Raw genomic sequence first — 26,173 nt, 5'->3', positions numbered from 1 at the left:
CGGGAGACCGCTGACCTTCTTATCGAAGGGGGCCCCGGTAGCCCAGCGGTAGAGGCCATGGATTCAAAACCCATCCAGCGTCGGTTCGAATCCGACTCGGGGCACTTTTCCTTCAAATCGAAGGCAGCCGTTTAAAGCGGAGGTTCACGTTCGCGTGAACCTCCGCTTTCTGCTGCGTGTCGCGACGATCACTCTCACAGAGTGTGCACATGTACGACATCAGCACACGCAAGCGAGCACTCGCGCTGCTCGAACAGGGCCGCAGCCTCAACTCCGTAAGTCGCGAGACCGGCGTCTCACGCGCCGCGATCCGCTCCTGGCAGAGCCGACTCGAACCCCTGCCCGGCATCACGACTCCGGCCCCCGGGCCACCCGCCGACGATCAGGCCTACGCCTACCTCCTGGGCCTCTATCTCGGCGACGGCTGCGTCAGCGCCCACCCGCGCGGCACCGGCCACTACCTCAGGATCGCGTGCGCCGACGCATGGCCCGGGCTCATCCAGCTGTGCCGTGAGGCCATAGCGAAGGTGCGCCCAGGCATCGGCGTCTTCGCACTCCAGAAGGACGGCTACGTGATGGTGACCAGCTACTACCGACACTGGCCCCACCTCTTCCCCCAGCACGGCCCCGGCAAGAAGCACGACCGCCGCATCGCCCTCGAACCCTGGCAACAGGACATCGTCGACGCACACCCCTGGGAGTTCATCCGGGGTCTCGTCCACTCCGACGGCTGCCGTATCACCAACTGGACGACTCGCCTCGTCGGCGGTGAGACGAAGCGCTACGAATATCCCCGGTACTTCTTCACCAACCTGTCCACGGACATCAGGCAGCTCTACACCGACACCCTCGACAAGGTCGGCGTCAGCTGGAAGCAGGCGAACGCCAACAACATCTCCGTCGCCCGCAAAGCCTCAGTCGCCCTCATGGACACCCACGTCGGCCCCAAACACTGACCCCGCGCCCGCCGAGATATGTGCGAACCGGGGGCATTACCAGCCCATCAGCCCTAACGCGAAGGCGATTTACCGAAAGCCCGCGCATTCGTCCGCGAGGGCGGTCTCCTGTTCGTCGCCGCTTTTCTCGGCGGACGGGAAAGAATTGAGGGGGATTCAGGTGCCCGGGGTCGTCACATTGTTCGCCGCTTTGCTGTCGCGCTACTTCGGGCTGTCGTCCTCGCCGACATGGTGGACGCGGACGAGGTTCGTCGAGCCGGCGACTCCGGGCGGGGAGCCGGCCGTGATGACGACGATGTCGCCCTTCTGGCAGCGGCCGTACTTGAGGAGGAGTTCGTCGACCTGGTCGACCATCGCGTCGGTGGAGTCGACGTGCGGGCCGAGGATGGTCTCCACGCCCCAGGTGAGGTTGAGCTGGGAGCGGGTGGCCGGGTCGGGGGTGAAGGCCATGACCGGGATGGGCGAGCGGTAGCGGGAGAGGCGGCGGACGGTGTCGCCGGACTGGGTGAAGGCGACGAGGAACTTCGCGCCGAGGAAGTCGCCCATCTCGGCGGCCGCGCGGGCCACGGCGCCGCCCTGGGTGCGGGGCTTGTTGCGTTCGGTCAGCGGGGGCAGGCCCTTGGCGAGGATGTCCTCCTCGGCGGCCTCGATGATGCGGGCCATGGTGGTGACGGTGGCGATGGGGTACTTGCCGACGCTGGTCTCGCCGGACAGCATCACCGCGTCCGTGCCGTCGATCACGGCGTTGGCCACATCCGAGGCCTCCGCCCTGGTCGGGCGGGAGTTCTCGATCATCGAGTCGAGCATCTGGGTGGCGACGATGACCGGCTTGGCGTTGCGCTTGGCCAGTTTGACGGCGCGCTTCTGGACGATCGGGACCTGTTCGAGGGGCATTTCGACGCCGAGGTCGCCGCGGGCGACCATGATGCCGTCGAAGGCGGCGACGATGTCGTCGATGGCCTCGACCGCCTGGGGTTTCTCGACCTTGGCGATGACGGGGAGGCGGTGGCCCTCCTCGTCCATGATGCGGTGGACCTCGTCGATGTCCTTGCCGCTGCGGACGAAGGACAGCGCGATGACGTCGAAGCCGGTGCGCAGGGCCCAGCGGAGGTCGGCCTCGTCCTTGTCGGAGAGGGCCGGGACGGACACGGCGACTCCGGGGAGGTTCAGGCCTTTGTGGTCGGAGACCATGCCGCCTTCGACGACCTTGGTGTGGACGCGGGGGCCGTCGACGGCGGTGACTTCGAGGCAGACCTTGCCGTCGTCGACGAGGACGCGCTCGCCCGGGGTGACGTCCGCGGCGAGGCCGGCGTAGGTCGTTCCGCAGGACTGGCGGTCGCCTTCGGCGCCTTCTTCGACGGTGATGGTGAAGGTGTCTCCGCGTTCAAGGAGTACGGGTCCTTCGGTGAAGCGGCCGAGTCGGATCTTCGGGCCTTGAAGGTCGGCGAGCATTCCGACGCTGCGGCCGGTCTCCTCGGAGGCCTTTCGGACGCGCTGGTAGCGCTCCTCGTGCTCGGCGTGGCTGCCGTGGCTGAGGTTGAAGCGGGCTACGTCCATTCCGGCTTCGACCAGGGCTTTGATCTGGTCGTACGAGTCGGTGGCGGGGCCCAATGTACAGACGATTTTTGCTCGGCGCATGTTTCGAGCCTAGGCCTTACCGGCGGGTAGGGAATTGGCCGTGCATGACCACTCAACAACCTTTGGGTGAAGGGTTATTGACAAGGCTTGAATGTGCGGCTGGGTGCTCCAATGAGCGTTCGAATCGTCGAATTGCGGATGCATGTCAAAGGCGCGGGGGTGCCATCGTGAAGCGTGCGTTGACCTGGGCGTAGATGTGCTGCCGCTGGGGTTCGAGGTCGAGGGGTGCGGCGGCGGTGTCCTCGCCTCCGCCGGCGGCGAAGGACATGGAGCGCATACGGGTCTGGGGGGCGCCGTAGGTCTGGGCGTTCTCGGCGCCGATGTCGGCGAGTTCGACGAGGGCGGCGAGGGTGGTGCCGAGGGCTTCGGCGTATTCGCGGGCGCGTTGGACGGCTTCGTGGACGGCTTGCTGGCGGGCCTGACGGTGGACGGGTGAGTCGGGGCGCAGGGCCCACCAGGGGCCGTCGACGCGGGTGAGGTCGAGGTCGGCGAGGCGGGTGGTGAGTTCGCCGAGGGCGGTGAAGTCGACGAGTTCGGCGGTGATGTTGACCCGGCCGTGGTAGCGGTGGACGCGTTCGCCGCGGCCGTGTTTGGTGAGTTCGGGGGTGATGGAGAAGCCGCCGGTCTCCAGGCGTTCGACTGCTTCGCCGTAGCTTTTGACGAGGTCGAGGACGGTGGCGTTGCGGCGGGTGAGGTCGTCGAGGGCGGTGCGGCGGTCGGTGCCGCGGGCGGCGACGGTGATGCCGATGCGGGCGATCTCGGGGTCGACCTCGAGGCGGGCCTCGCCGCGGACGGCGATGCGGGGGGCGTCGGGGGTGCCGTAGGGGACGGGGGGTTGGGGTTCGTCTGTGGGCGTGGTCATGCGTCCCACTGTGTCATTCACCGGTGGGTCACAGCTTGTGGTGGTCATCAGATCGAAACCTGCGGGGGCTGTTGCGCCAGGTAAGAAACAGGTCAGAATCTACGCGCGTTGTTGACCGTTTCCCGAGGAGATCCAGACATGCCCTTGAACCGCCGGAAGTTCCTGAAGAAGTCCGCCGTGACGGGCGCGGGGGTGGCGCTGGCCGGTGCGGCGGCGGCTCCGGCGGCGCAGGCCGCGGAGAAGAAGAAGCCGGGCAAGCACGCGAAGCGGTACTCGCTGACGGTGATGGGGACGACCGACCTGCACGGGCACGTCTTCAACTGGGACTACTTCAAGGACGCGGAGTACGCGGACGCGGCGGGCAACGCGATGGGTCTGGCGCGGGTGTCGACCCTCGTGAACCAGATCCGGCAGGAGAAGGGCCGTCGCAACACGCTGCTGCTGGACGCGGGCGACACGATCCAGGGCACCCCGCTGACGTACTACTTCGCGAAGGTGGACCCGATCACCGCCAAGGGCGGTCCTGTGCACCCGATGGCGCAGGCGATGAACGCGATCGGGTACGACGCGGCGGCGCTGGGCAACCACGAGTTCAACTACGGCATCGAGACGCTGCGGAAGTTCGAGGACCAGTGCCGTTTCCCGCTGCTCGGCGCGAACGCGCTGGACGCGAAGACGCTGAAGCCGGCGTTCCCGCCCTACTTCATCAAGACGTTCCGGGTGCCGGGGGCGCCGCCGGTCAAGGTGGCGGTCCTCGGACTGACCAACCCCGGTATCGCGATCTGGGACAAGGCGTATGTGCAGGGGAAGTTGACGTTCCCGGGGCTTGAGGAGCAGGCGGCGAAGTGGGTGCCGAAGCTGCGGTCGATGGGGGCGGACGTCGTCGTCGTGTCGGCGCACTCCGGGTCGTCGGGGACGTCGTCGTACGGTGACCAGCTGCCGTACGTGGAGAACTCGGCGGCGCTCGTCGCGCAGCAGGTGCCGGGCATCGACGCGATCCTCGTGGGCCACGCGCACGTGGAGATCCCGGAGTTGAAGGTCACGAACAAGGCGACGGGCAGGACCGTCGTGCTGTCGGAACCGCTGTGCTACGCCGAGCGGTTGAGCGTGTTCGACTTCAACCTGGTCTTCGAGAAGGGGCGTTGGAGCGTCGAGTCGGTGGCGGCCTCGCTGCGGGACGCGAAGACGGTCGCGGACGATCCGAAGATCACGCGGCTGCTGAAGGACGAGCACGCGCTGGTCGTGGAGTACGTCAACCAGGTGGTCGGTACGGCGACGGCGACGCTGACGACGGTGGACGCGCGGTACAAGGACGCGCCGATCATCGACCTCATCACCAAGGTCCAGGAAGACGTGGTGAAGGCCGCGTTGGCGGGTACGGCGTACGCGTCGCTGCCGGTGATCGCGCAGGCGTCGCCGTTCTCGCGGACGTCCCAGATCCCGGCGGGCGAGGTGACGATCCGGGATCTGTCGGGTCTGTACGTGTACGACAACACGCTGGTCGCGAAGCTGCTGACGGGTGCTCAGGTGCGGGCGTACCTGGAGTACTCGGCGGAGTACTTCGTGCAGACGGCCGCCGACGCGGCCGTGGACACGGAGAAGTTGACGAACGCGGGCGGCCGTCCGGACTACAACTACGACTACGTGTCCGGGTTCTCGTACGACATCGACATCGCGCAGGCGGCGGGTTCGCGGATCAAGAACCTCACCTACAACGGTGCCGCGCTGGACGACGCGCAGCAGTTCGTGCTGGCGGTGAACAACTACCGGGCGAACGGCGGCGGTGCGTTCCCGCATGTGGCGTCGGCGACCGAGGTGTGGTCGGAGTCGACGGAGATCCGGACGCGGATAGCGGAGTGGGTGACCGCGAAGGGTGTGCTGGATCCGGCCGACTTCGCCTCGGTGGACTGGAAGTTGACGCGGAACGGGACGCCGGTCTTCTGAGCCGGTTCCTGACCTCGTCTTCTGAGCTCGACTTCTGGGGCCCGGCGACTCTGGTCGCCGGGCCCCTTCTCAGTGTTCTACGAGGGGTGTGAGGGTGCGGGCGGCCTGGCGGGCCGTGGGGATCTGGACCTGGGGGTCAAGTCCGAACGTGGTGAAGGCCGTTCGGCCGGGGAGGCGGTAAGGCTCCTTGCCCGTCAGGGAGTTGAGGATGGTGGCGCTGCGCCAGGCGGCGAGGCCGAGGTCGGGGGCGCCGACGCCGTGGGTGTGGAGTTCGGCGTTCTGGACGTAGACCTGGCAGCCGGAGCCGGTGACGGAGGGGTCGAGGACGAGCCTGAACTGGTCGTCGACGCGCGGGCGTTCGGCGCTGTCGCGGCGCAGGTAGGGGTCGAGTCCGGCGAGGATGCGGCCGAGGGGGCGTTCGCGGTAGCCGGTGGCGAGGACGACGGCGTCGGTGGTGAGGCGGGAGCGGGTGTTCTGCTGGAGGTGTTCCAGGTGGAGCTCGACCTTGGTGGTCGCGATGCGGCCGGCGGTGCGGACGCGGACGCCGGGGGTGAGGACGGCGTCGGGCCAACCGCCGTGCAGCGTACGGCGGTAGAGCTCGTCGTGGATGGCGGCGATGGTGTCGGCGTCGATGCCCTTGTGGAGTTGCCACTGCGAGGTGACGAGGCGGTCGCGGACTCCTTCGGCGAGGGCGTGGAAGTAGCGGGTGTAGTCGGGGGTGAAGTGCTCCAGGCCGAGCTTGGAGTACTCCATGGGCGCGAACGCCTCGCTGCGGCCGATCCAGTGGAGTTTCTCGTGTCCTGCGGGGCGGTGGCGGAGCAGGTCGAGGAAGACCTCGGCACCGGTCTGTCCCGAGCCGATGACGGTGATGTGCTCGGCGGCGAGAAACGTTTCGCGGTGGGCGAGGTAGTCGGCGGCGTGGATGACGGGGACGCCGGGTGCTTCGACGAGGGGCTTGAGCGGGTCGGGGACGTAGGGGGCGGTGCCGACGCCGAGGACGATGTTCTTGGTGTACGTCCGCCCGAGCGCTTCCGCTTCTCCGTCGCTGTCGAGCTGGGTGAAGTCGACCTCGAACACGTCCCGTTCGGGGTTGAAGCGGACGGCGTCGACCTGGTGGCCGAAGTGGAGTCCGGGAAGGCTGTCGGCGACCCAGCGGCAGTAGGCGTCGTACTCCGCGCGCTGGATGTGGAAGCGCTCGGCGAAGTAGAAGGGGAAGAGGCGGTCGCGGGCCTTGAGGTAGTTGAGGAAGGACCAGGGGCTGGCGGGGTCGGCGAGGGTCACCAGGTCGGCCAGGAAGGGGACTTGGACGGTCGCGCCCTCGATGAGCAGGCCGGGGTGCCAGTCGAAGCCGGGGCGCTGCTCGTAGAACGCGGTGTCGAGTTCGGTGAGCGGGTGGGCGAGGGCGGCCAGCGAGAGGTTGGACGGGCCGATGCCGATGCCGACCAGGTCGCGGGGTGAATCGGGTTCGGGGCGTGGGGGGTTGGGGGTCTGGGGGTGACCCGTCGGGGGGTGGCTCATCGGGGGGTGTTTCCTTCCACCAGTTTCAGGAGGGCGGCCAGGTCGTCGGGCCGGGTGTGGGGGTTGAGGAGGGTGACCTTGAGCCAGAGCCGCCCGTCGAGCGCGGCCCGGCCGAGGACGGCCCGTCCGTCGGTGAGGAGTTGGCGGCGTACGGCGGCCACGGCGTCGTCGGTGGCGTCGGCGGGCCGGAACAGGACGGTGCTGATGACGGGCGGGTCGTAGAGCTCGAAGCCGGGGTGGTCGCGGACGAGGGCGGCGAACTCCCGTGCGCGGGCGCAGACTTGGTCGACGAGGGTGCCGAGTCCGGTGCGGCCGAGGGTTTTCAGGGTGACGGCGAGCTTGAGGACGTCGGGTCTGCGGGTGGTGCGCATGGAGCGGCCGAGGAGGTCCGGGAGGCCGGCTTCGGTGTCGTCGTCGGCGTTGAGGTAGTCGGCGCGCTGGGTGAGGGCGGCGAGGTCGCGGGGTCTGCGGACGGCGAGGAGGCCGGCGGCGACGGGCTGCCAGCCGAGTTTGTGCAGGTCGAGGGTGACGGTGTGGGCGCGGTCGAGTCCTGCGAGTTTGTCGCGGTGGCGGTCGCTGAAGGTGAGGCCTCCGCCGTAGGCGGCGTCGATGTGGAGGCGGGCGCCGTGGGCGGCGCACAGGCCGGCGATCTCGGGGAGCGGGTCGATGAGTCCGGCGTCGGTGGTGCCGGCGGTGGCGGCGACCAGGACGGAGCCGCGGGCGCCGGGCAGGGCGGTGAGGGCTTCGTCGAGGGCGGCGGGGTCGAGGGTGCCGGTGGGGGCGGGGACGACGACGGGGTCGGGCAGGCCGAGCAGCCAGGCGGCACGCGGCAGGGAGTGGTGGGCGTTGCTTCCGCAGACCAACTGCACGCTGCCGCCCTGGGCTTCGCGGGCGAGCAGCAGGGCGAGTTGGTTGGCCTCGGTGCCGCCGGTGGTGACGAGGGCGTCGGCGAGGCCGATCTCGTGGGCGAGGGTGCGGGTGACGAGGGCTTCGAGGGCGGAGGCGGCGGGGGCCTGGTCCCAGGAGTCGAGGGACGGGTTGAGCGCGCTGACGGCGAGGTCGGCCGCGGTGGCGACGGCGAGCGGCGGGCAGTGCAGGTGTGCCGCGCACAGCGGGTCGGCGGGATCGGCGGCGCCCTCCGCCAGCGCGTGCACGAAGGCGCGCAGGGCGTCGGGGTCGCCGTCGTCGGGGAGTACGTCTCCTACGGCGTCCCGCATGCGGGCGGCGACCGCGTCGGGGCCGCCGGCGGGGAAGGGGCCGCCGCGGGCCCTGCGGCCGGTGCCGAGGGCGTCGAGGACGGTGTCGAGCAACGGGCGCAGGGCGTCGGGTCCTTGGGGGCCTGAGGCGAGGGGTGCGCTGCTCATGCTGTCCTCCGGGGCGCGGGGCATGGGGAGTTCCAGCTTGTACGCGATTGCGTCGACGCGCCCGGGGAGAACAACGATCGGAACCCGAAAGGGTGTTGTTCAGTGCCCGGTGCGGGGGTGACCGTCCCTGGGGGCCGCGCCCCCAGCCCCCCGTCGGCCCTGAAGGGGCCTCGTCCTCGGACGCCGGACGGGCTGAGTGATGCCGGCCTGCGACGAGAAGGATGGAATGCCCCCGGAGTTGGAGTGCCGTCGGCGCCGGGAGTCAGCGGAAGTCGTCCGCGTGGTCCTTCGCCCAGGTGCTGAACGGGCGGGCCGGTACGCCGGTGATCTCCTCGACCGTGGTGGTGATCTCCGGGGTCGTGCCGACGCTTCCGCCGAAGGCCTTGAGGAGACCGGGGAGCATCTCCGGGGGTACGTGGGGGAAGAGTTCGGGGCCGACCTCGTCCACGGGGATCTCGTCGAAGCGCAGGTCGCGGCCGATGGCGTGGCCGATCGCGGTGATCTGCTGGGCCGTGGTGACCGCTTCGGGGCCGGTGAGGCGGTGGGCCGCTCCCTCGTGGCCGGGGTCGAGGAGGGCGCGTTCGGCGACGGCGGCGATGTCGTCCTCGTGGATCGGTGCCGAGACGCCGTCGGCGAAGGGGCCGCGTACGGTGTCGGCCGCGCGGATCTGCGGGGCCCACTGGAGGGCGTTGGCCGCGAAGGCGTTGGGCCGCAGGACGGTCGCCGCGAGGCCGCTGTCGCGTACCTGTTGTTCGGCCCTGGCGTGCCAGATGTGGATGGGGTGGCTGGTGTCGGCGCCCTCGCGGATGACTCCGGAGGAGAGCATGACGACGTGCCGGACGCCGGCCGCGCGGGCCGCGCCGAGCAGTACCGGGATCGTCTCACCGGTGGCCTGGAGATTCAGGAAGAGCTGGGTCGCGCCGCCGAACAGGGCGGCGGGGTCGTCGAGTTGGTGGCGGACGACCTCCGCCTGCTGCGGTAATCCGGCCCGCTGGGGGTCGCGCGTCAGCGCCCGCACGGGCCGGCCCGCGGCGACGAGCCGTTCCACCAACGCCCGGCCGACGTTGCCTGTCGCGCCTGTCACTACGATCACGGGTCCTCCTCGGGCTGACCGTCCTTGGCGGCATAGAGCCTAGGAAGGACGGTCGGCCCGCCGCATCGTCGGCAGGGAGGAGCACCCGGGTCGCCGCTACGCCTCCCGGACCCGCAACGCCCGCTCCAGGTCGTCGAGTTGGTCGACGAGCTTGCGGCGCAGGGACGGGATGAGGTCGGCGTCGCGCAGGCACTCCTCGCCCAGGCGCAGGGTCTCGGCGTCGACGGCGTGGGTGGGGAAGGCCCAGCGGCCGGCGGCGTCGGCCATGGCGGGGCCCCGGCGGGCGGCGAGGGCCACCGCGTCCGTGAAGAAGCGGGGCACGTACTCCCGTACCAGATCGGCCTGTTCGGGCTGCCAGAAGCCCTGGGCGGTGGCGGTGAAGAGGTAGTTCGAGAGGTCGTCCGTGGTGAACATCGCCTCCCACGCCGTGCGCTTGGCCTCGGGGTCGGGGAGGGCGGCGCGGCAGCGGGCGGCGCCTTCCTGGCCGGTGGCGGACGGGTCGCGCTCCAGCTCGGCGGCGATCGCGGGCTCGTCGGTGGCGCCGAGGACGGCGAGGCGGGCCAGGACGCGCCAGCGGAGTTCCGGGTCCAGCTCGGGGCCGCCGGGGACGGTGCCTTCGGTGAGCCAGGCGGCGATGGTGTCCGGGTGCGCGGCGACGTCGATGAAGTGGCGTACGGCGATGAGTCGCAGGCCGGGGTTCGAGCCGTCCTCGGTGCGGCGGATGAGGTCGCGGCACAGGGCGGTGAGGGTGGCGAGGGCGACCGGGCGGGCCTCGGGGGTGAGGTAGCGGTCGGTGACCTGCGCGGAGGCGAAGGCCAGGACACCCTGGACGAGGGCGAGGTCCGTCTCGTGCGGGAGGTGGGCGCGGGCGGCGTCCAGGTAGGCGGAGGCGGGGAGTTCACCGTCGCGGACGCTGTCGCGCAGGGCGTTCCAGACGACCGCGCGGGTGAGGGGGTCGGGGAGGCCGGAGAGGCTGGTGCGGACGGTTTCGAAGGAGTCGGGGTCGAAGCGCACCTTGGCGTAGGTGAGGTCGCCGTCGTTGAGGAGGAGCAACGCCGGGCGCTTGCCGAGGGGTTGGGGCTCGGTCTGCGGGACGTCGAGGTCGAGGCGCTCGCGCAGGGTGAGGCGGCCGGTGTCGCCGGGGTCCTGGTCGTAGAGGCCGACGGCGATGCGGTGGGGGCGGCTGCCCGCGCGGTCGACGGTCAGGGTGTACGTGCCGTCGTCGGCGCGGGTGACGGTCGGGGTGAGGGTGTCCACGCCCGTCGTGCTCAGCCACGCGTCCGCCCAGGCGTGGACGTCGCGTTCGGTGCCCGAGGCGAGGGAGTCGATGAAGTCGGCGAGGGTGGCGTTGGCGAACTTGTGGCGGGCGAAGTGGGTGTTGATGCCGGCGAGGAAGTCCTTCTCGCCGAGCCAGGCAACCAACTGCCGTAGCGCGGAAGCCCCCTTGGCGTACGAGATGCCGTCGAAGTTCAGGAGGGCGGAGGCGGTGTCGTCGACGTTCTCCGGGGCCACGGGGTGGGTGGAGGGGCGCTGGTCGGCGTCGTAGCCCCAGGCCTTGCGGACGACTCCGAAGTCGGTCCAGGTGTCGGTGAAGCGGGTCGCCTCGGTGAGGGTCTGGTAGCCCATGTACTCGGCGAAGGACTCGTTCAGCCAGATGTCGTCCCACCACTGGAGGGTGACGAGGTCGCCGAACCACATGTGGGCCATCTCGTGGGCGATGACCATGCCGCGGGTCTGCCGCTCGGTGTCGGTGACGGCGGAGCGGTAGATGAACTCGTCGCGGAAGGTGACCAGTCCGGGGTTCTCCATGGCGCCCGCGTTGAACTCGGGGACGAAGGCCTGGTCGTAGGAGTCGAAGGGGTAGGGCTCCTCGAACTTCTCGTGGTAGCGGTCGTAGCACTGGCGGGTGATGTCGAGGATCTCCTCGGCGTCCGCGTCGAGGTGGGGGGCCAGGGAGCGGCGGCAGTGGATGCCGAAGGGCAGGCCGCGGTGTTCGGTGCGGACCGAGTGCCAGGGGCCGGCGGCGACGGCGACGAGGTAGGTGGAGATGAGAGGGGTGGAGGCGGCCTGCCAGCGGCCTTCGCCGAGGTGTTCGGTGATGCCGTTGGCGAGGACGGTCCAGCCTTCGGGGGCCGTGACGATCAGGTCGAAGACGGACTTGAGGTCGGGCTGGTCGAAGGCGGCGAAGACGCGCTGGACGTCCTCCATGAAGAGCTGGGTGTAGACGTAGGTCTCGCTGTCGGTGGGGTCCGTGAAGCGGTGCATGCCCTCGCCGGTGCGGGAGTAGCGCATGCTCGCGTCGACGCGCAGTTCGTGCTCGCCCGCGGTGAGGCCGGGCAGCGGGAGCCGGTTCTCGACGAGCTGCTCGGGGTCGAGGGGGCGGCCGTCGAGGGTGACGGAGCGCAGCTCGGCGGGCTTGAGTTCGACGAAGGTGTCCGCGTCGGCACGAGCGGTGAACGCGATGACGGTGCGGGAGTCGAAGGTGTCTTCGCCCGTCGTCAGATCGAGTTCGATCGTGTAGCGGTGGACGTCGAGGAGCCTGGCACGGGTCTGCGCTTCGTCGCGCGTCAGTACGGACATGCAGGACATGCTGCCTGATGGCACTGACATGGCACAGGGGTGGTTCCGTACGCGGCTTATGTCCGGTCGGGTGCGGGGGCGGGCGCAGATGTGGGCGCGGGGGTGGGTGCGGTGTTCCGGTCGTCGCGCTGGTAGGGCACGCGCGCGTCCGGGTGGGGCAGGGCGGGGCGGGGTTCGTGCGGGTCCTTCAGGAGGGCGCGGAGTTCGCGGACCTCGCGTTCGAGGGCCTGGTGGCGCTGGTGGGCGTCGTAGAGGTAGCGGACCTTGGTGCGCAGGGCCCAGGGGTCGACGGGTTTCATGACGAGGTCGGCGACGCCCAGGGTGAAGGCGGCGGCCGTCGTCTCGGGGTCGGGGCCGAAGCCCGTGAGGAGGAGGACGGGGATGTGCTGGGTCTGCTCCAGGCGGCGCAGGTAGCGGACGACGTCCAGGCCGCTGACGCCGGGCATGCGCACGTCGAGCAGGAGGAGTCCGACCTTGCCGCGGAGCACCTGCTTGAGCGCCTCGTCGCCGCTGGTGGCGCGGGCGAGCCGGTGGCCCAGCGGGGCCAGGGCGCTCTCCAGGGCGTACAGCGTGTCCTCATGGTCGTCGACGATGAGGATCTCGGCATCCGACGGCATGGCCCGACGTCCCTCCCGCGTGGGACAACCAGCTTATGACGCAGGTGTTGACGGGGCGTGCCCGTCGGCTGACATGGAGTGCACAAGGAGCGCACAGCGCAGCATGGACCCGAACTCGCCCCGCTGTCACGCCCCTTACCGGACGTGCGAGGTCAGTTCGCCGTGGGTGAACCGCCGTTCACGGCGTCCTCCGCGATGCGCTCGTGGTGGCGGATGACCTCGCCGATGATGAAATTCAGGAACTTCTCAGCGAACGCCGGGTCCAGCTTGGCGCTTTCGGCCAGCGCGCGGAGCCGTTCGATCTGGCGGGCCTCGCGGGCCGGGTCGGCGGGCGGCAGCCGGTGGGTGGCCTTGAGGACACCGACCTGCTGGGTGGCCTTGAAGCGTTCGGCGAGCATGTGGACGACGGCGGCGTCGATGTTGTCGATGCTGTCGCGCAGCCGGGCGAGCTCCTCGCGCACGGCGGGGTCGACGTCACCGGTTCCGTTGGTGCTGGTGGTCATGGGCGACAACCCTACGTGGCATGCGACCACTCGGTGTTCGGGCCCTGTGTGGTGTGCGGCTATGTGGCGTGCGGCCACTCGATCACCGGTGGGTCGGCCGGGTCGGGGACCTGGTCGCTCCAGCCGCCGGGGACGGTGCGGCCCTGCTGGGCGCGGAAGCGGACGGGGGGCATGCCGACGCGGCGGGTGAACAGGCGGCTGAAATAGGCGGGGTCGTCGTAGCCGACGCGGCGGGCGACGGCGGCGACGGGGAGTTCGGTGGCGGCGAGCAGCTCCTTGGCGCGGCCCAGGCGGATGCCGAGGAGGTAGTCCTTGGGGCTGCATCCGGCGCCCTGGCGGACGGCGGTGCGCAGGGCGGCGGGGGTCATGCCGTGCCGGGCGGCGTGCTCGGCGACGGTGAGCGGCAGGCAGGCGTCGCGGGCGAGGGCCTGGAGGACGGGGTCGCCGTCGGGGGCGAGGTCGGCGCGGGCGCGGCGCAGGGCGACCAGGAGTTCGTGGACGGCGGCGCCGGTCTCCACCTCCAGGAGGGGGTTTCCGCGCCGTGCGGCGCGCGCCATGCGCCCGATGACCGCGCGGGGTCCCGTCGCGTCCGAGAGGGGCACCACGGGCCGCTCCGGCTCGATGTAGCCGAGTTCGGTGTACGTCGTCGTCGCGGGCCCGGTGAAGTCGACGAACCCCTCGTCCCAGCCGCCGCCGGGGTCGGGCGCGTAGTGGTGCGGCACCCCGGGGGTGAGCCACAGCAGCGCGGGCGCGGTGACGGTCGTACGGCGGCCGTCGGGGCTCAGGTACCAGCCGCCGCCCGCGCTGATCACGACGGCGACGTGGTGGTCGAGGGTGCGGGGCCCGACAGTGGGCAGGGCGCCGTACTGGAGGCCGACGCCGAGGCAGGCGAGGCCGAGGCGGTGGTGGGCGGGTGTGGGCGTGAAGAACCGCATCCAGGTGTGGTACATCGGCGGCCGCGCCCCCTCACACAGTGTTCGGTCCAAGTAGCGGTGATCTTTGTCCATGGACGTGATCGCCGCCAAGGGGAGAGAGTCGTCGGCATGAGTGAGTTCACCGTGGGCGACAGGGACTTTCTGCTGGACGGGCGGCCGGTGCGGCTGCTGTCCGGGGCACTGCACTACTTCCGGGTGCACGAGGCGAGCTGGGGGCACCGGCTGGCGATGCTGCGGGCGATGGGCCTCAACTGCGTGGAGACGTACGTCCCGTGGAACCTGCACGAGCCGGCGCCGGGGGATGTGAGGGACGTACAGGCGCTCGGCCGGTTCCTGGACGCGGCGCGGGAGGCGGGTCTGTGGGCGATCGTGCGCCCGGGGCCGTACATCTGCGCGGAGTGGGAGAACGGCGGGCTGCCCCACTGGCTGACCGGCGAACTGGGGGCACGCGCGCGTACGCGTGACGCACGCTTCCTGGGCCACCTGGAGCGCTGGTTCCGGCAGTTGCTGCCCGAGGTCGTGTCCCGCCAGGTCGACCGCGGCGGCCCGGTGATCATGGTCCAGATCGAGAACGAGTACGGCAGCTACGGCTCCGACGCGGTGTATCTGCGGCGCGTGGAGGAGTTGCTGCGGGACCAGGGGGTCACGGTCCCGCTGTTCACCTCGGACGGTCCGGAGGACTTCATGCTGGGCGGCGGTTCGGTCCCCGGTGTGCTCGCGACGGTGAATTTCGGGTCCCACGCGCGTGTGGCCTTCGAGACGCTGCGCAGGCATCAGCCCGAAGGTCCGCTGATGTGCATGGAGTTCTGGTGCGGCTGGTTCGACCACTGGGGCGGCGAGCACGTCGTCCGCGATGCCCAGGACGCGGCGGACGCGCTGCGCGAGATCCTGGAGTGCGGCGCGTCGGTCAACCTCTACATGGCGCACGGCGGCACCAACTTCGCCGGCTGGGCGGGCGCCAACCGGGGCGGCGGCGCCCTGCACGAGGGCCCGCTGGAGCCCGATGTGACGTCGTACGACTACGACGCCCCGATCGACGAGTACGGGCGCCCCACGGACAAGTTCTGGGCCTTCCGCGAGGTGCTGGCCGCGTACGCGGACGGCCCGCTGCCCGAACTCCCGCCCGCACCGGCGCCGTTGGGCGCCCCGGCCGAGGTGGGCCTGACGGGCTGGGCGTCCCTGGACGACGTGCTGGAGGCGCACGGCGGCCCCGAGACGGAGGGACCGGTGCCGCCGACTTTCGAGGAACTGGACGTGGACCGCGGGATCGTCCGCTACGAAGTGACCGTTCCGGGACCGCGCGCACCGTATCCGCTCACCGCGCGCGGGCTGCGGGACCTGGCCGTGGTGTACGTCGACGGGGAACGGGCCGGGGTCCTCATGGAGGGCGACGAGCAGCTCAAGGAGCCCGTCGCCGGGCACGCGCGTGTGCAGCTGTGGGTGGAGTCCCTGGGGAGGGTCAATTACGGGCCGCGGCTCGGGGAGGCGAAGGGGATCACCGGGGGGTTGCTGCACGAGCGGCAGTATCTGCACGACGTACGCGCGCGTGGGTTGCGACTGGACGCGCTGGACTCGCTGGACGACGTCGAGGGGCTTCCGCTGCGGGAGTTGCCCGCGGACGGCTCCCCCGGGCTGTACCGGGGCACCGCCGAGGTGCGCGGCGCCGGGGACGCCCTGCTCGAACTGCCGGGCTGGACGCGGGGGTTCGTGTGGGTCAACGGGTTCAATCTGGGGCGGTACTGGTCGGAGGGGCCGCAACGGGAGTTGTACGTCCCCGGTGCCGTCCTGCGGGAGGGCGTGAACGAGGTGTGGGTGCTGGAGCTTCAAGAGGCGCCGGTTCCTTCGGAGTCGGCGCTCACGCTGCGAAGCCTCTGAAGGGTCATCGGGCGATGGGTGCGGACCCGATCTCGACCACCCGTGCCCAGTCGGGCGGTGTGTCCGGCACGTAGTCGGGGTTGTCCTCGGCGTACTCCCCGGTCTCGTAGCGGCGGGGGAAGAGGCCCACCACCGTGCGGCAGGGCGGTCGGGTGTCCGGCCAGCGGGTCTGGCCGTCGGTGAGGACCACGACCGCGTCGGGCGGCGGCTGGGTGCGCAGCGCCTTGGCGAAACCGGTGCGCAGATCCGTGCCGCCGCCGCCCAGCAGCTCGATGCCCTCGGCGCGGCACAGCGGTTGCGCGACCCGGGCCGCCGCGTCGCACGGCACCACCGTGACGAGGTCGCGGCGGCCGCCCACCGCCCGTGCGATCGCGGCGACTTCGAGGAGCGCGCTGCCCAGCTCGGCGTCGCTGACCGACCCGGAGGTGTCGATCACCACGCACACCCGGGGCGGCCGGCGGCGCAGGCTCGGCAGCACGACGCCGGGCAGCGACACCGAACGGCGCGAGGGCCTGCCGTAGACGTAGTCCTCGCCCGCACCCGGCGCGGAGACCGCCGAGCGGATCGCCGCGCCGAGCAACTGCCGCCAGGGCTGCGGCGGATGGAACGCCTCCTCCGCCCACCGCCGCCACCCGCTCGGGGCGCTGCCGGGGCGGCCGGTGATGCCCTGCGCCACCCGGAAGCGGACGGCGTCGCGCTGCTGCTCGGTGAGCCCGTGCGCGCCGTCCGCGCCCAGGTCCCACTCCCGGTCGAGCCCGTCGGCGCCGCTGCCGCAGTCCAGCCAGGCCAAGTCCTGGGTGCGCGCCCCGAGTTGGAACCAGCGCAGGTAGCCCTCCATGAGGTTCCCCGCGGGCAGCCCCAACAGCCCCGGCTGGACGGCGCCTTCGGGGGTGACCAGGCCGTCGCCGTACGCGTCGTCGTTGATCTCGAAGTCGGCGGCGATGTTCATCCGCAACCGCTCCCCCGGGCCGGTCAGTCCGCGCTCGCGGGCGAGGCGGTCACTGCGCCCGTGGTGGTCGCGGAGCAGGTGCGACACCTCGTGGACCCAGACACCGGCCAGGTCCTCGACGGACATCCGGTCCACGAAACCGGGCGACACATAGCAACGCCAGTGCCGGTCGACGGCCATGGTCGGCACGTGCCGCGACTCGACCGTGTGCAGCGCGAACAGGGCCGTGGCGAGGTAGGGGCGGACGCGGGCGGCGTAGAGGCGGGCGGCGAAGAGTTTGTCGCGGTCGAGGGTGCCCGCCCCGGTGGCCGCGGTCGTGTTCATCGGCCGCCCTTCGCCGCCGCCGCGGCGCGGTCCGCCCGCTGCGACAGGGAGACCACGCCCGCGAGTCGCTCGATGGACGCGGGAACGTCCCAGTCCTCCCGGCGCAGCGACGCGAGGGTGGTCGCCGGGACGACGACCAGGTCCGGGGCGCCGGTCTCCAGTGCCCGGACCAGGAGCGCCCAGGCCGAGTCCCAGCGGGCCCGGTCGGGACGGTTGCGGACCGCGGCCACCACCCCGTCGAGCACGGCCTGCCGCAGATCCCCGCGCTCGGGCAGCTCACCGGCCGTCGGGTCGGCGAGGAAGATCTCCGGGTCGGGCAGGTCCATGCGGTCGACGCAGGCGAGCAGTTCGAGCCCGGGACCGTCCCCCACCGTGCCCCTGACCAGCAGCGACAGCACCTCTCGGGAGGACCCGGCCGCCGTGGCGAAGGCGATCAGGCTGATCGCCATCTCCCAGCTCCGGGGCGAGGGCCAGGCGCCGCCGCGCCGCGTCTCGTTGCCGGGGAGTTGGTGGACGAGTTTGGGCCGCCCGGTGAGCAGCCCGCACACCGCGCGGCGCGCGAAGTCCACGGCCTCGGGCAGCTTCTCCGGGTCGAGCCGCGGCAGGGTCGCCCGCGGCCAGGTGCCGCCGAGTCCGCGGACGACGACCTCGTGATCGTGGGTCCACTGCAGGTGCACGAACCGGTTCGCGAGCGGCGGGCTCAGCTCCCAGCCGTCGGCCGCCGAGGAGCGCGGGTTGGCGGCGGCCACGATCCGTACCCCCGGCGGCAGCCGCAGCGCGCCGATCCGCCGTTCCAGCACCAGCCGCAGCAACGCGGCCTGCACGGCGGGCGGCGCGGTGGACAACTCGTCCAGGAACAACAGCCCCTTCCCCGCCCGCACGAGCCGTACGGCCCAGTCCGGCGGGGCCATCGGGACGCCCTGCTCGGCGGGGTCGTCGCCGATGACGGGCAGCCCGGAGAAGTCGGACGGCTCGTGCACGCTGGCGATCACCGTCGTCAACGGCAGATCCAGCGCGTCGGCGAGCTGCGTCAGCGCGGCCGTCTTCCCGATCCCCGGCTCGCCCCACAGCAGCACGGGCAGGTCGGCGGCCACGGACAGGGTCAGGGCCTCCAGCTGGATGTCGGGGCGCGGTTCGGTGGTGGTGTCGCGCAGGAGGGTCAACAGGTCCCCGGCGACGTCGAGTTGAGTGGGCGAGAGGGCGGGGTTGAGGGCGGCGTACAGAGTGCGTGTGGGCATGGCGGATCACCTTTGGGGTCGGGGCGGGACATGGGTGAGGGCAGGCTCAGCGGTCGGCTGCGGCGCCCGGTGCGGTCAGCGGGCGATGGTGTGGCGCGGGCGCGAGGCGGGGCGGAGCCGGGGATCCGGACGCCCCGGCGCGAAGTGGCCGGTTCGCGGGCCGGGATCGGCCAGGCCCGCCCTGAACAGCCCGTACGCGAGCCGCCGTTCGGCCGCCGCCCGCAGTTCGTCCCGCAACGCGCCACCGCGCAGCACCGCCTCGGGCCCGAGCAGCCCTTCTACGACGGCCAGCGCACCGGCGGTGTCACCGTGGACGAGCCGTTCGCCGACGCCGGTGAGGCAGTCGGGGCGGCGATGGGCGTCGTCGATGGCCTGCAGGCAGGGCAACGGCGTACCGGTCAGCGCGACCAGCAGTTCCTCACGCCTGACCTCGGCCGGATCGTGGTCCAGGGGCGCCAGGACGCCGTCCACCAGACCGATCCGGTGCAGGGCGCCCCGGCATTCGACCAGGTGCGGCTGGACCGCCCCCTCCGGCACCGGCGCGGGATCCTCCGGCGGCGGACGGTCCGGTACGAGCGCGGCGGCGACCAGCGGATGCAGCCGGTCGGCGTCGATCTCGCCGGTGCGGAGCAGCTCCAGGTCGGGCAGGACCCAGATCGCCGCGTCGGGCAGCACGGGCAGCGCGGCGGCACTGCCGTCCGTCGGCGCGGGCGCGATCCGCAGGGTGGCCCCGGCCTGATCCGGGGTCAGCGCGAGCCGGTGCCGCGACCCGAGCCGTACGACGACGGGGCCGGTCGTGCGCCCCTCCGCACGGAGCAGGATCACCGCCTCGGCAGCCCACCGGTCGACGGCACAGTAGAGCCCCTCCGGCACGTCCAACTGGTCCGGAATCTCCGGCCGTTCGGCCCCGGACCGCTCCCGCAGCTCACCGCTTCTCCCCGCGTCCCACAGATGCCGGTGCAGGTCGAGGCGGAACGAGCGGCTGGGCCGGGGATGCGGATGCCGACGGGCGTCGGCGTCGCGACGGGTGCCGTCCCACAGGGCGAGGCTGATGCGCTGGCCGCCGTCCGCCCAGGCCGGTGGTGTCCGGACCACGAGGTGCGGCGGGCCGGTGGCGTCGTCGCCGTAGCGGGCCAGGGTGAGGGTCAGTCCCGGGCGCAGCAGGCCGTCCGGGGCGATCCTCGGGAGGTGCCAGCGGAGCAGGTCGGGGGCGAGGCCGCGGAGGTCGGCGCGGACCCGGGCGGCGACTTCCCGGCCGTGGGCGCGCGCTACGGATCGTAGGTCGAGATCGACGTCGACGCGGGCTGCGGCGCAGGCGCCCGCCCAGTCACCGGCATCACGGCGGGCCGTGGCCTTCTCGATCATGGAGGGCGGCACGGCGAACTCGCGCACGCGCGGCCAGAAGGAACGTAGGGAATCCTCGTTCGCGGGGTGAAGGTGCATCAGCACTCACCTTGCGCGGACGGGACCCCCATTCTGTGAACAGAGTGAGTGGTCATCGCGGGGAGCATAACCGCCCTGTCCGCGATCTGCCAGGGAAATACGGGGGCGTGCTTCGGCGGGCACCGGCATAGAGTGGATGCGGGTTCAGGGCGTCTCTGGGGGTTGTGGACGTGGCGGACGACGGACCGGTCGAGCACGGCTACCCGCACCTCGATACGGTGCGGGACGCCATCACCGCGCTCTACAAGCGGTTGTCCTACGACACCGTCCAGACGTTCGCGACCAGCGTGGCCCCCGTCGACGTGGCGTTCGCCGACACGGACGACCTGCACCTGGGCGCGCAGCGGGTGGCCCGCGAGATGGTCCGGCACTACCGGCTCCCGGACGCCCGGCCGATCATCAGTTTCCGTGAGATGACGCATGCGGCGAACGTCGAACTCACCGCCGGGCCCGAGTACTTCATCGAGTTGAACGACCGGTTCCGCACGCATCGGCGGGACATCGGCGCGGCTCTCGCGCACGAGGTCATGCACGTCTACCTTCACCGCCTCGACCTGTCCTTCCCCGGCACCCGTGAGAACGAGATCCTCACGGACACGGCGGCGACGTATCTGGGTGCGGGGTGGCTGCTGCTGGACGCGTACCGGGAGGACTCGGCGTCCTCGCAGAAACTCGGGTATCTGACCCCGGAGGAGTTCGGGTACGTCCTCGCCAAGCGGGCCCTGGTCTTCGGCGAGGACCCCTCCGTGTGGTTCACCAGCCCGCAGGCCTACACGGCGTACGTCAAGGGGATGGCGCGGGCCCGGCTCGACGAGCAGCAGCCGCCGCTGACGGCGGCGGGGTGGGCCGGCCGGCGCCGGTACGCCCATGACCGGCGACACGGGCCGGGGTCGCAGCAGGGCGTGCCGTACGCCTTCAGCGGGGACGGGTCCGGCAGCCTGCGGGTGTCCTTCCCGTGCCCCACGTGTCATCAGCGGATCAGGGTGCCGGTGCGGGGGCGAGTCAGGGCGAGGTGTTCGCTGTGCCGGACGGTGTTGGAGTGCGACACGTAAGTTGCACCGCCCCCTGGGGGCTCCGCCCCTCCACCTACGCCCCATAAACTGCCCCCGGAATCTCCGCCTCCCCCAAAAGCTTCACCACCACCTCCCCCACTTCCCCCACGCCCCACCGCTCCCCCTTGTCCACACTCGGCCCCGCCCGCCACCCCTCCATGACAGCGATCCGCCCACCCTCAACCTCGAACACCCGCCCGGTAACCCCAGCACTGGCCCCCGACCCCAACCACACCACCAACGGCGACACGTTCTCCGGCGCCATCACATCGAACCCGGACCCAGGCGCGGCCATCGTCTCCGCGAAGGTGTGCTCCGTCATGCGGGTCCGCGCGGTGGGGGCGATCGCGTTGACCTGGACTCCGTAGCGGGCGAGTTCGGCCGCCGCGACCAGGGTGAGGCCGATGATGCCGGCCTTGGCGGCGCTGTAGTTGCCCTGTCCGACCGAGCCCAACAGCCCTGCTCCGCTACTGGTGTTGATGATCCGGGCGACGGGAGTGCGGCCGGCTTTCGTCTCCGCCCGCCAGTGCGCCGCCGCGTGCTTGAGGGGCAGGAAGTGCCCCTTCAGATGGACCCGCATCACCGCGTCCCAGTCGTCCTCGTCGAGGTTGACGAGCATCCGGTCGCGCAGGTAACCGGCGTTGTTGACAAGGGTGTCGAGCCGACCGTAGGTCTCCAGCGCGGTCGCGACGAGGGACGCGGCACCGGCGGCCGTCGCGATGTCGCCGCCGTGGGCCACCGCCTCGCCGCCCGCCGCGCGGATCTCGGCGACGACCTGGGCGGCCGGGCTGTCGGGGTCGGAGGTGCCGTCGAGGCCGACGCCGAGGTCGTTGACGACGACCCGGGCGCCCTCGGCGGCGAAGGCGAGGGCGTGGGCGCGGCCGAGCCCCCGCCCCGCGCCGGTGACGACGACGACCCGCCCGTCACAGATTCCGCTCATCTCGGTCACCCTTCAACTCGCTTGCCCTTGTTGGCGGTTGCCGCGTCGAGGAACGCCGGACGCTCCCCGCCCCCGTGGACGAGAAGACTCGCCCCGCTGATGTACGCGGCCGCGTCGGAGGCGAGGAAGACCGCCGCCGCGCCGATGTCGGAGGGGTCGGCGAGGCGGCCGAGCGGGACGGTTCGGGAAACGGCCTCGATCGCGTCCTCGCCGCCGTAGTGGAGGTGGGACAACTCCGTACGCACCATGCCGACGACCAGCGTGTTGACGCGGATGTCCGGTGCCCACTCCACCGCCATCGAACGCGCCAGGTTCTCCAGACCGGCCTTGGCCGCCCCGTACGCCGCCGAACCGGGCGAGGGGCGGCTGCCGCTGACGCTGCCGATCATCACGACCGAGCCCTTGGCCCGCTTGAGGTGTTCGTACGCGGCGAGGGAGGCGGTGAGCGGGGCGAGGAGGTTCAACTCGATGATCCGCGCGTGGCGTTCGGCCTCCGCGTCGATCAGGGGGCGGTACGGCGCGCCGCCCGCGTTGTTGACGAGGACGTCGAGTCGGGGCAGCGCGGCGAAGAACTCCCGTACGGCGTCCGGGTCGCGCAGGTCGAGGGGTCTGAACTCGGTTCCCTTGACCGGCTCTTCGGGCGGTCGGCGCGCGCAGGTCAGCACCTCGGCACCGGCCTCGGCGAAGGCCCGTGCGATACCGGCGCCGACGCCTCGGGTGCCGCCGGTGACGAGGACGGTCCGGCCGGCGAGCGGGGCGTCACACGAGTTGTCCACAGGGCGATCGTCGGCAGGGTGGTTATCCACAGGGCCTCCCGCTCGGATTCTCCGGCTGCTAGCTTCGAAGCCTCGCACCTAACAAATGTTTGGTGGAAAGGTAGCTGATGCGTCCATGGGTGTCTCCACCTCAAGCTCGACAAAGGCGATTTCCGTAGTCACGGTCGACTACCCGCCGGTGAACGCGCTGCCGGTGGACGGCTGGTTCGCCCTGGCCGACGCCGTGCGCGCGGCCGGGCGCGACCCCGATGTGCGCTGTGTGGTGCTGGCGGCCGAAGGGCGTGGTTTCAACGCGGGCGTGGACATCAAGGAGATACAGGCGCGGGGGCGGTCGGCCCTGGTCGGGGTGAACCGGGGCTGTTTCGAGGCGTTCGCGGCGGTCTACGAGTGCGAGGTACCGGTCGTCGCGGCCGTGCAGGGGTTCTGCCTGGGCGGAGGCATCGGCCTTGTCGGCAACGCGGACGTGATCGTGGCGAGCGAGGACGCCACCTTCGGCCTGCCCGAGCTGGACCGGGGCGCCCTGGGCGCGGCCACGCATCTGGCCCGGCTGGTCCCCCAGCACCTGATGCGCGCCCTGTACTACACCTCGCGCACGGCGACGGCGGCCGAGCTGCACGCGCACGGCTCGGTGTGGCGGGTCGTGCCGCGCGCCGAACTCCTGCCCGCCGCAATGGAGTTGGCGGCCGAGATAGCCGCCAAGGACGGCGAGCTGATCCGCCTCGCCAAGTCCGCGATCAACGGCATCGACCCCGTCGACGTCCGCCGCAGCTACCGCTTCGAGCAGGGCTTCACCTTCGAGGCCGACGTCAGCGGCGTGGCCGACCGGGTCCGCGGCACCTTCGGCACATCGGACAGAGAGGAGGCATAGATGACCGACAAGACGATGACGGCCGACGAGGTCGTCGCCCGGCTGCACAGCGGCATGACCCTCGGCATCGGCGGCTGGGGCTCGCGCCGCAAACCCATGGCCCTGGTACGTGCGTTGCTCCGCTCGGACCTCACCGACCTCACCGTCGTCTCCTACGGCGGCCCGGACGTCGGCATGCTCGCGGCGGCCGGCCGCATCCGCAAGCTGGTGGCCGCCTTCGTCACGCTCGACTCGATCCCCCTCGAACCCAACTACCGCGCGGCACGCGAGAGCGGCGCCTTCGAGCTGACGGAGGTCGACGAGGGCATGTTCATGTGGGGCCTGCGCGCCGCCGCGAACCGACTGCCGTTCCTGCCGGTGCGCGCGGGCATCGGCTCGGACGTCATGCGGGTCAACCCCGGCCTGCGGACGGTGACTTCGCCGTACGACGACGGGGAGACGTTCGTCGCGATGCCCGCCCTGCGGCTGGACGCGGCCCTGGTCCACGTCAACCGCGCCGACCGGCTGGGCAACGGCCAGTACCTGGGCCCGGACCCGTACTTCGACGACCTGTTCTGCGAAGCGGCGGACTCCGCCTACCTCTCCTGCGAACGGATCGTGGACACGGCCGAGTTGATGAAGGAGGCCCCGCCACAGTCCCTGCTCGTGAAGCGGCTGAGCGTGACCGGGGTCGTCGAGGCGCCCGGCGGCACCCACTTCACGTCCTGCGCTCCCGACCACGACAGGGACGAGGCCTTCCAGCGGCTGTACGCGAGCACCCCCTGGGCGGAGTTCTCCGACCGATTCCTGGCCGGTGACGAACAGGCCTACGAGTCGGCGGTGCGGAACTGGCAGGAGGAGCAAGGGTGATGGACGTATCGCGTAGCGACGTACCGCGTACGGACGTCCGGCGTTCCGAGTACTGCGTGATCGCCTGTGCCGAGGCGTGGCGTGATGCCGGGGAGATCCTGGCCAGCCCGATGGGGTTCATCCCGTCCGTCGGCGCACGGCTGGCCCGGCTGACCTTCGCTCCGGATCTCCTGCTCACCGACGGCGAGGCGATGCTCGTCCGCCCGGACGGGACGCCGGAGGGCTGGTTGCCGTACCGGCAGCATCTGGCCCTGGTGTCCGGTGGGCGGCGGCACGTGATGATGGGCGCGAGCCAGATCGACCGGTTCGGCAACCAGAACATCTCGTGCATCGGCGACTGGGCGCGGCCGAAGCGGCAGTTGCTCGGGGTGCGCGGGGCGCCGATCAACACGCTGAACAATCCGACGAGTTACTGGGTACCCCGGCACTCGCCCCGGGTGTTCGTGGAGAAGGTCGACATGGTGTGCGGGGTGGGGTACGACCGGGTCGCCGAGCATCCGGGGACGGCCCGCTTCCACCGCATCCCCCGGGTCGTCTCCGACCTCGGCGTCTTCGACTTCGCGACCCCCGACCACTCGATGCGGCTGGCCTCGCTGCATCCCGGGGTGAGTGTGGAGCAGGTGCGGGAGGCGACGGGCTTCGAACTCACCGTCCCGGACGAGGTGCCATGGACCCGCGAGCCCACCCCGGACGAGTTGCGGCTGATCCGTGAAGTGATAGACCCCGCCGACACCCGGTTCAGAGAAGTGAGTTCGTGATGGAGACCGCGCTGACCCGGCTGGTCGGGGTCCGGCATCCGATCGTCCAGACGGGCATGGGCTGGGTGGCGGGACCCCGCCTGGTGTCGGCCACGGCGAACGCGGGCGCGCTGGGCATCCTCGCCTCCGCGACCATGACGACCGACCGGCTCCGGGACGCGATCCGTGAGGTCAAGTCCCGTACGCGGGAGCCGTTCGGCGTGAATCTGCGCGCGGACGCGACCGACGCCGGTGACCGGGTGCGGATCATCATCGAGGAGGGCGTCCGGGTCGCGTCCTTCGCGCTCGCGCCGTCTGCCGAGCTGATCGCCGAGCTGAAGGAGGCGGGGGTCGTCGTGATCCCGTCGATCGGGGCGCGGCGGCATGCGGAGAAGGTCGCGGCGTGGGGCGCGGACGCGGTGATCGTGCAGGGCGGGGAGGGCGGCGGACACACCGGGGAGGTGGCCACCACGGTGTTGTTGCCGCAGGTCGTGGACGCGGTGGACATACCGGTCGTGGCGGCCGGCGGCTTCTTCGACGGGCGGGGTCTCGTCGCGGCGCTGGCCTACGGGGCGGCGGGCGTCGCCATGGGCACCCGCTTCCTCCTCACCTCGGACTCGACGGTCCCGGACGCGGTGAAGGCGGCGTATCTGGCTGCGACGGTCAAGGACGTCACGGTCACGAGGGCGGTAGACGGCCTCCCGCACCGCATGCTCCGTACGGAACTGGTCGACACCCTGGAGAACTCCGGCCGCACGAGAACCCTGCTCCAGGCGATACGCCGAGCGGCGGGCTTCCGCCGTCTGTCCGGGCTGAGCTGGCGCCGGATGATCCGCGACGGCCTCGCGCTGAAGCACGGCAAGGACCTGTCCTGGAGCCAGGTCCTGCTCGCCGCGAACACACCGATGCTGCTGAAGGCGTCGATGGTGGACGGCCGCACGGACCTCGGGGTGATGGCCTCCGGGCAGGTCGCCGGGGTGATCGAGGATCTGCCGTCGTGCGCGGAGCTGGTGGCACGGGTGATGAAGGAGGCGGAGGAGGTGGTGTGGACGCTGGTGCGGGCGGACTCCTGAACTCCGGGGGTAGAGGGCAGGGGGCGGGGAGGAAGGGGC

22 protein-coding genes and 1 tRNA gene are annotated in these 26,173 nt (G+C 71.4%); 9 read left to right on the top strand and 14 right to left on the bottom strand.

What is annotated here, in order from left to right:
* The first annotated feature begins 31 nt into the window (after positions 1-31).
* Together OO69_RS44875 and OO69_RS44870 are read left to right on the top strand one after the other, a co-directional pair.
* Positions 32-104 (top strand) — tRNA-Leu (locus OO69_RS44875).
* Between the two features lie 105 nt (positions 105-209).
* Positions 210-956 carry a helix-turn-helix domain-containing protein gene (locus OO69_RS44870; RefSeq protein ID WP_033286780.1) on the top strand — a complete coding sequence of 249 codons (747 nt, stop codon included), beginning with the start codon at positions 210-212 and terminating at the stop codon, positions 954-956.
* Between the two features lie 201 nt (positions 957-1,157).
* Here OO69_RS44870 and pyk read toward each other — a convergent pair whose 3' ends face one another.
* Both pyk and OO69_RS44860 read right to left on the bottom strand, forming a co-directional pair.
* Positions 1,158-2,594, bottom strand: a complete 1,437-nt coding sequence (gene pyk, locus OO69_RS44865; RefSeq protein WP_033286779.1) for a pyruvate kinase — start codon at positions 2,592-2,594, stop codon at positions 1,158-1,160.
* 145 nt (positions 2,595-2,739) lie between these two features.
* Entirely contained in the window at positions 2,740-3,456 is a 717-nt protein-coding gene (locus OO69_RS44860; protein ID WP_033286778.1) for an SIMPL domain-containing protein, read from the bottom strand.
* Positions 3,457-3,594: 138 nt separating this feature from the next.
* On the opposite strand from OO69_RS44860, the gene OO69_RS44855 reads away from it, so the two are divergent.
* Positions 3,595-5,400 (top strand): bifunctional metallophosphatase/5'-nucleotidase, encoded by a 1,806-nt coding sequence (locus OO69_RS44855; protein ID WP_033286777.1) that lies wholly within the window; start codon positions 3,595-3,597, stop codon positions 5,398-5,400.
* A 69-nt stretch (positions 5,401-5,469) separates the two neighbouring features.
* Here the strand turns inward: OO69_RS44855 and OO69_RS44850 are convergent, their stop codons facing one another.
* The 7 genes from OO69_RS44850 to OO69_RS44820 all read right to left on the bottom strand — a co-directional run bounded on the left by OO69_RS44850 (position 5,470) and on the right by OO69_RS44820 (position 14,025).
* Positions 5,470-6,918: a lysine N(6)-hydroxylase/L-ornithine N(5)-oxygenase family protein gene (locus OO69_RS44850; protein WP_033286776.1), complete on the bottom strand. Its 1,449-nt coding sequence runs from the start codon at positions 6,916-6,918 to the stop codon at positions 5,470-5,472.
* Positions 6,915-8,282, bottom strand: coding sequence for a pyridoxal phosphate-dependent decarboxylase family protein (locus tag OO69_RS44845; RefSeq protein ID WP_033286795.1), 1,368 nt, complete (start codon positions 8,280-8,282; stop codon positions 6,915-6,917). Before OO69_RS44845 ends, OO69_RS44850 begins: the two co-directional genes overlap by 4 nt.
* Positions 8,283-8,544: 262 nt before the next feature.
* Positions 8,545-9,375: an NAD(P)H-binding protein gene (locus OO69_RS44840; RefSeq protein WP_033286775.1), complete on the bottom strand. Its 831-nt coding sequence runs from the start codon at positions 9,373-9,375 to the stop codon at positions 8,545-8,547.
* A gap of 96 nt (positions 9,376-9,471) precedes the next feature.
* On the bottom strand, positions 9,472-11,955 hold the full coding sequence (pepN, locus tag OO69_RS44835; protein WP_033286794.1) for an aminopeptidase N: 2,484 nt from the start codon (positions 11,953-11,955) through the stop codon (positions 9,472-9,474).
* Between the two features lie 56 nt (positions 11,956-12,011).
* Entirely contained in the window at positions 12,012-12,572 is a 561-nt protein-coding gene (locus OO69_RS44830; protein ID WP_033286774.1) for a response regulator, read from the bottom strand.
* 152 nt (positions 12,573-12,724) lie between these two features.
* Positions 12,725-13,075 carry a chorismate mutase gene (locus tag OO69_RS44825; protein ID WP_033286773.1) on the bottom strand — a complete coding sequence of 117 codons (351 nt, stop codon included), beginning with the start codon at positions 13,073-13,075 and terminating at the stop codon, positions 12,725-12,727.
* Between the two features lie 59 nt (positions 13,076-13,134).
* Positions 13,135-14,025: a helix-turn-helix domain-containing protein gene (locus OO69_RS44820; RefSeq protein ID WP_033286772.1), complete on the bottom strand. Its 891-nt coding sequence runs from the start codon at positions 14,023-14,025 to the stop codon at positions 13,135-13,137.
* Positions 14,026-14,118: 93 nt separating this feature from the next.
* Here OO69_RS44820 and OO69_RS44815 point away from each other — a divergent pair, with 93 nt between their 5' ends.
* Positions 14,119-15,885: a glycoside hydrolase family 35 protein gene (locus OO69_RS44815; RefSeq protein ID WP_051801743.1), complete on the top strand. Its 1,767-nt coding sequence runs from the start codon at positions 14,119-14,121 to the stop codon at positions 15,883-15,885.
* Between the two features lie 4 nt (positions 15,886-15,889).
* Here OO69_RS44815 and OO69_RS44810 read toward each other — a convergent pair whose 3' ends face one another.
* The 3 genes from OO69_RS44810 to OO69_RS44800 all read right to left on the bottom strand — a co-directional run bounded on the left by OO69_RS44810 (position 15,890) and on the right by OO69_RS44800 (position 19,839).
* Complete coding sequence (locus tag OO69_RS44810) at positions 15,890-17,158, bottom strand: DUF2201 family putative metallopeptidase (protein ID WP_033286771.1); 1,269 nt, start codon at positions 17,156-17,158, stop codon at positions 15,890-15,892.
* A complete protein-coding gene (locus OO69_RS44805; RefSeq protein ID WP_051801741.1) occupies positions 17,155-18,396 on the bottom strand; it encodes an AAA family ATPase in 1,242 nt (413 codons plus the stop codon). Before OO69_RS44805 ends, OO69_RS44810 begins: the two co-directional genes overlap by 4 nt.
* A gap of 75 nt (positions 18,397-18,471) precedes the next feature.
* Entirely contained in the window at positions 18,472-19,839 is a 1,368-nt protein-coding gene (locus OO69_RS44800; RefSeq protein ID WP_033286770.1) for a hypothetical protein, read from the bottom strand.
* A 170-nt stretch (positions 19,840-20,009) separates the two neighbouring features.
* On the opposite strand from OO69_RS44800, the gene OO69_RS44795 reads away from it, so the two are divergent.
* Positions 20,010-20,891 (top strand): hypothetical protein, encoded by an 882-nt coding sequence (locus tag OO69_RS44795; RefSeq protein WP_033286791.1) that lies wholly within the window; start codon positions 20,010-20,012, stop codon positions 20,889-20,891.
* 34 nt (positions 20,892-20,925) lie between these two features.
* Here the strand turns inward: OO69_RS44795 and OO69_RS44790 are convergent, their stop codons facing one another.
* Together OO69_RS44790 and OO69_RS44785 are read right to left on the bottom strand one after the other, a co-directional pair.
* The gene (locus OO69_RS44790; protein WP_033286790.1) at positions 20,926-21,831 is read right to left on the bottom strand and encodes an SDR family oxidoreductase; all 906 of its coding nucleotides are present in this window, start codon (positions 21,829-21,831) and stop codon (positions 20,926-20,928) included.
* Positions 21,832-21,836: 5 nt separating this feature from the next.
* Entirely contained in the window at positions 21,837-22,607 is a 771-nt protein-coding gene (locus tag OO69_RS44785; RefSeq protein ID WP_033286769.1) for an SDR family oxidoreductase, read from the bottom strand.
* 115 nt (positions 22,608-22,722) lie between these two features.
* Here OO69_RS44785 and OO69_RS44780 point away from each other — a divergent pair, with 115 nt between their 5' ends.
* The 4 genes from OO69_RS44780 to OO69_RS44765 are packed head-to-tail and all read left to right on the top strand — an operon-like array spanning position 22,723 to position 26,134.
* Positions 22,723-23,475, top strand: coding sequence for an enoyl-CoA hydratase family protein (locus OO69_RS44780; RefSeq protein WP_033286768.1), 753 nt, complete (start codon positions 22,723-22,725; stop codon positions 23,473-23,475).
* Positions 23,476-24,324 carry a CoA transferase subunit A gene (locus OO69_RS44775; protein WP_033286767.1) on the top strand — a complete coding sequence of 283 codons (849 nt, stop codon included), beginning with the start codon at positions 23,476-23,478 and terminating at the stop codon, positions 24,322-24,324.
* Positions 24,324-25,082 carry a CoA-transferase subunit beta gene (locus OO69_RS44770; protein WP_033286766.1) on the top strand — a complete coding sequence of 253 codons (759 nt, stop codon included), beginning with the start codon at positions 24,324-24,326 and terminating at the stop codon, positions 25,080-25,082. Before OO69_RS44775 ends, OO69_RS44770 begins: the two co-directional genes overlap by 1 nt.
* A complete protein-coding gene (locus OO69_RS44765) occupies positions 25,082-26,134 on the top strand; it encodes an NAD(P)H-dependent flavin oxidoreductase (RefSeq protein ID WP_033286765.1) in 1,053 nt (350 codons plus the stop codon). Before OO69_RS44770 ends, OO69_RS44765 begins: the two co-directional genes overlap by 1 nt.
* The last annotated feature ends 39 nt before the right edge of the window (positions 26,135-26,173 follow it).

This window comes from Streptomyces sp. NRRL F-525 (assembly GCF_000716605.1).
Lineage (GTDB): Bacteria > Actinomycetota > Actinomycetes > Streptomycetales > Streptomycetaceae > Streptomyces.
This window is presented reverse-complemented; position numbering and strand designations above follow the sequence as displayed.

Coding starts and splice junctions, on each gene's coding strand:
- OO69_RS44800 (WP_033286770.1), bottom strand. CDS start 19,839: ATGCACCTTCACCCCGCGAACGAGGATTCCCTACGTTCCTTCTGGCCG.
- OO69_RS44770 (WP_033286766.1), top strand. CDS start 24,324: ATGGACGTATCGCGTAGCGACGTACCGCGTACGGACGTCCGGCGTTCC.
- pyk (WP_033286779.1), bottom strand. CDS start 2,594: ATGCGCCGAGCAAAAATCGTCTGTACATTGGGCCCCGCCACCGACTCG.
- OO69_RS44825 (WP_033286773.1), bottom strand. CDS start 13,075: ATGACCACCAGCACCAACGGAACCGGTGACGTCGACCCCGCCGTGCGC.
- OO69_RS44765 (WP_033286765.1), top strand. CDS start 25,082: ATGGAGACCGCGCTGACCCGGCTGGTCGGGGTCCGGCATCCGATCGTC.
- OO69_RS44790 (WP_033286790.1), bottom strand. CDS start 21,831: ATGAGCGGAATCTGTGACGGGCGGGTCGTCGTCGTCACCGGCGCGGGG.
- OO69_RS44855 (WP_033286777.1), top strand. CDS start 3,595: ATGCCCTTGAACCGCCGGAAGTTCCTGAAGAAGTCCGCCGTGACGGGC.
- OO69_RS44780 (WP_033286768.1), top strand. CDS start 22,723: ATGGGTGTCTCCACCTCAAGCTCGACAAAGGCGATTTCCGTAGTCACG.
- OO69_RS44845 (WP_033286795.1), bottom strand. CDS start 8,282: ATGAGCAGCGCACCCCTCGCCTCAGGCCCCCAAGGACCCGACGCCCTG.
- OO69_RS44830 (WP_033286774.1), bottom strand. CDS start 12,572: ATGCCGTCGGATGCCGAGATCCTCATCGTCGACGACCATGAGGACACG.
- OO69_RS44860 (WP_033286778.1), bottom strand. CDS start 3,456: ATGACCACGCCCACAGACGAACCCCAACCCCCCGTCCCCTACGGCACC.
- OO69_RS44775 (WP_033286767.1), top strand. CDS start 23,476: ATGACCGACAAGACGATGACGGCCGACGAGGTCGTCGCCCGGCTGCAC.
- OO69_RS44815 (WP_051801743.1), top strand. CDS start 14,119: ATGAGTGAGTTCACCGTGGGCGACAGGGACTTTCTGCTGGACGGGCGG.
- pepN (WP_033286794.1), bottom strand. CDS start 11,955: ATGTCCGTACTGACGCGCGACGAAGCGCAGACCCGTGCCAGGCTCCTC.
- OO69_RS44805 (WP_051801741.1), bottom strand. CDS start 18,396: ATGCCCACACGCACTCTGTACGCCGCCCTCAACCCCGCCCTCTCGCCC.
- OO69_RS44820 (WP_033286772.1), bottom strand. CDS start 14,025: ATGTACCACACCTGGATGCGGTTCTTCACGCCCACACCCGCCCACCAC.
- OO69_RS44850 (WP_033286776.1), bottom strand. CDS start 6,918: ATGAGCCACCCCCCGACGGGTCACCCCCAGACCCCCAACCCCCCACGC.
- OO69_RS44870 (WP_033286780.1), top strand. CDS start 210: ATGTACGACATCAGCACACGCAAGCGAGCACTCGCGCTGCTCGAACAG.
- OO69_RS44810 (WP_033286771.1), bottom strand. CDS start 17,158: ATGAACACGACCGCGGCCACCGGGGCGGGCACCCTCGACCGCGACAAA.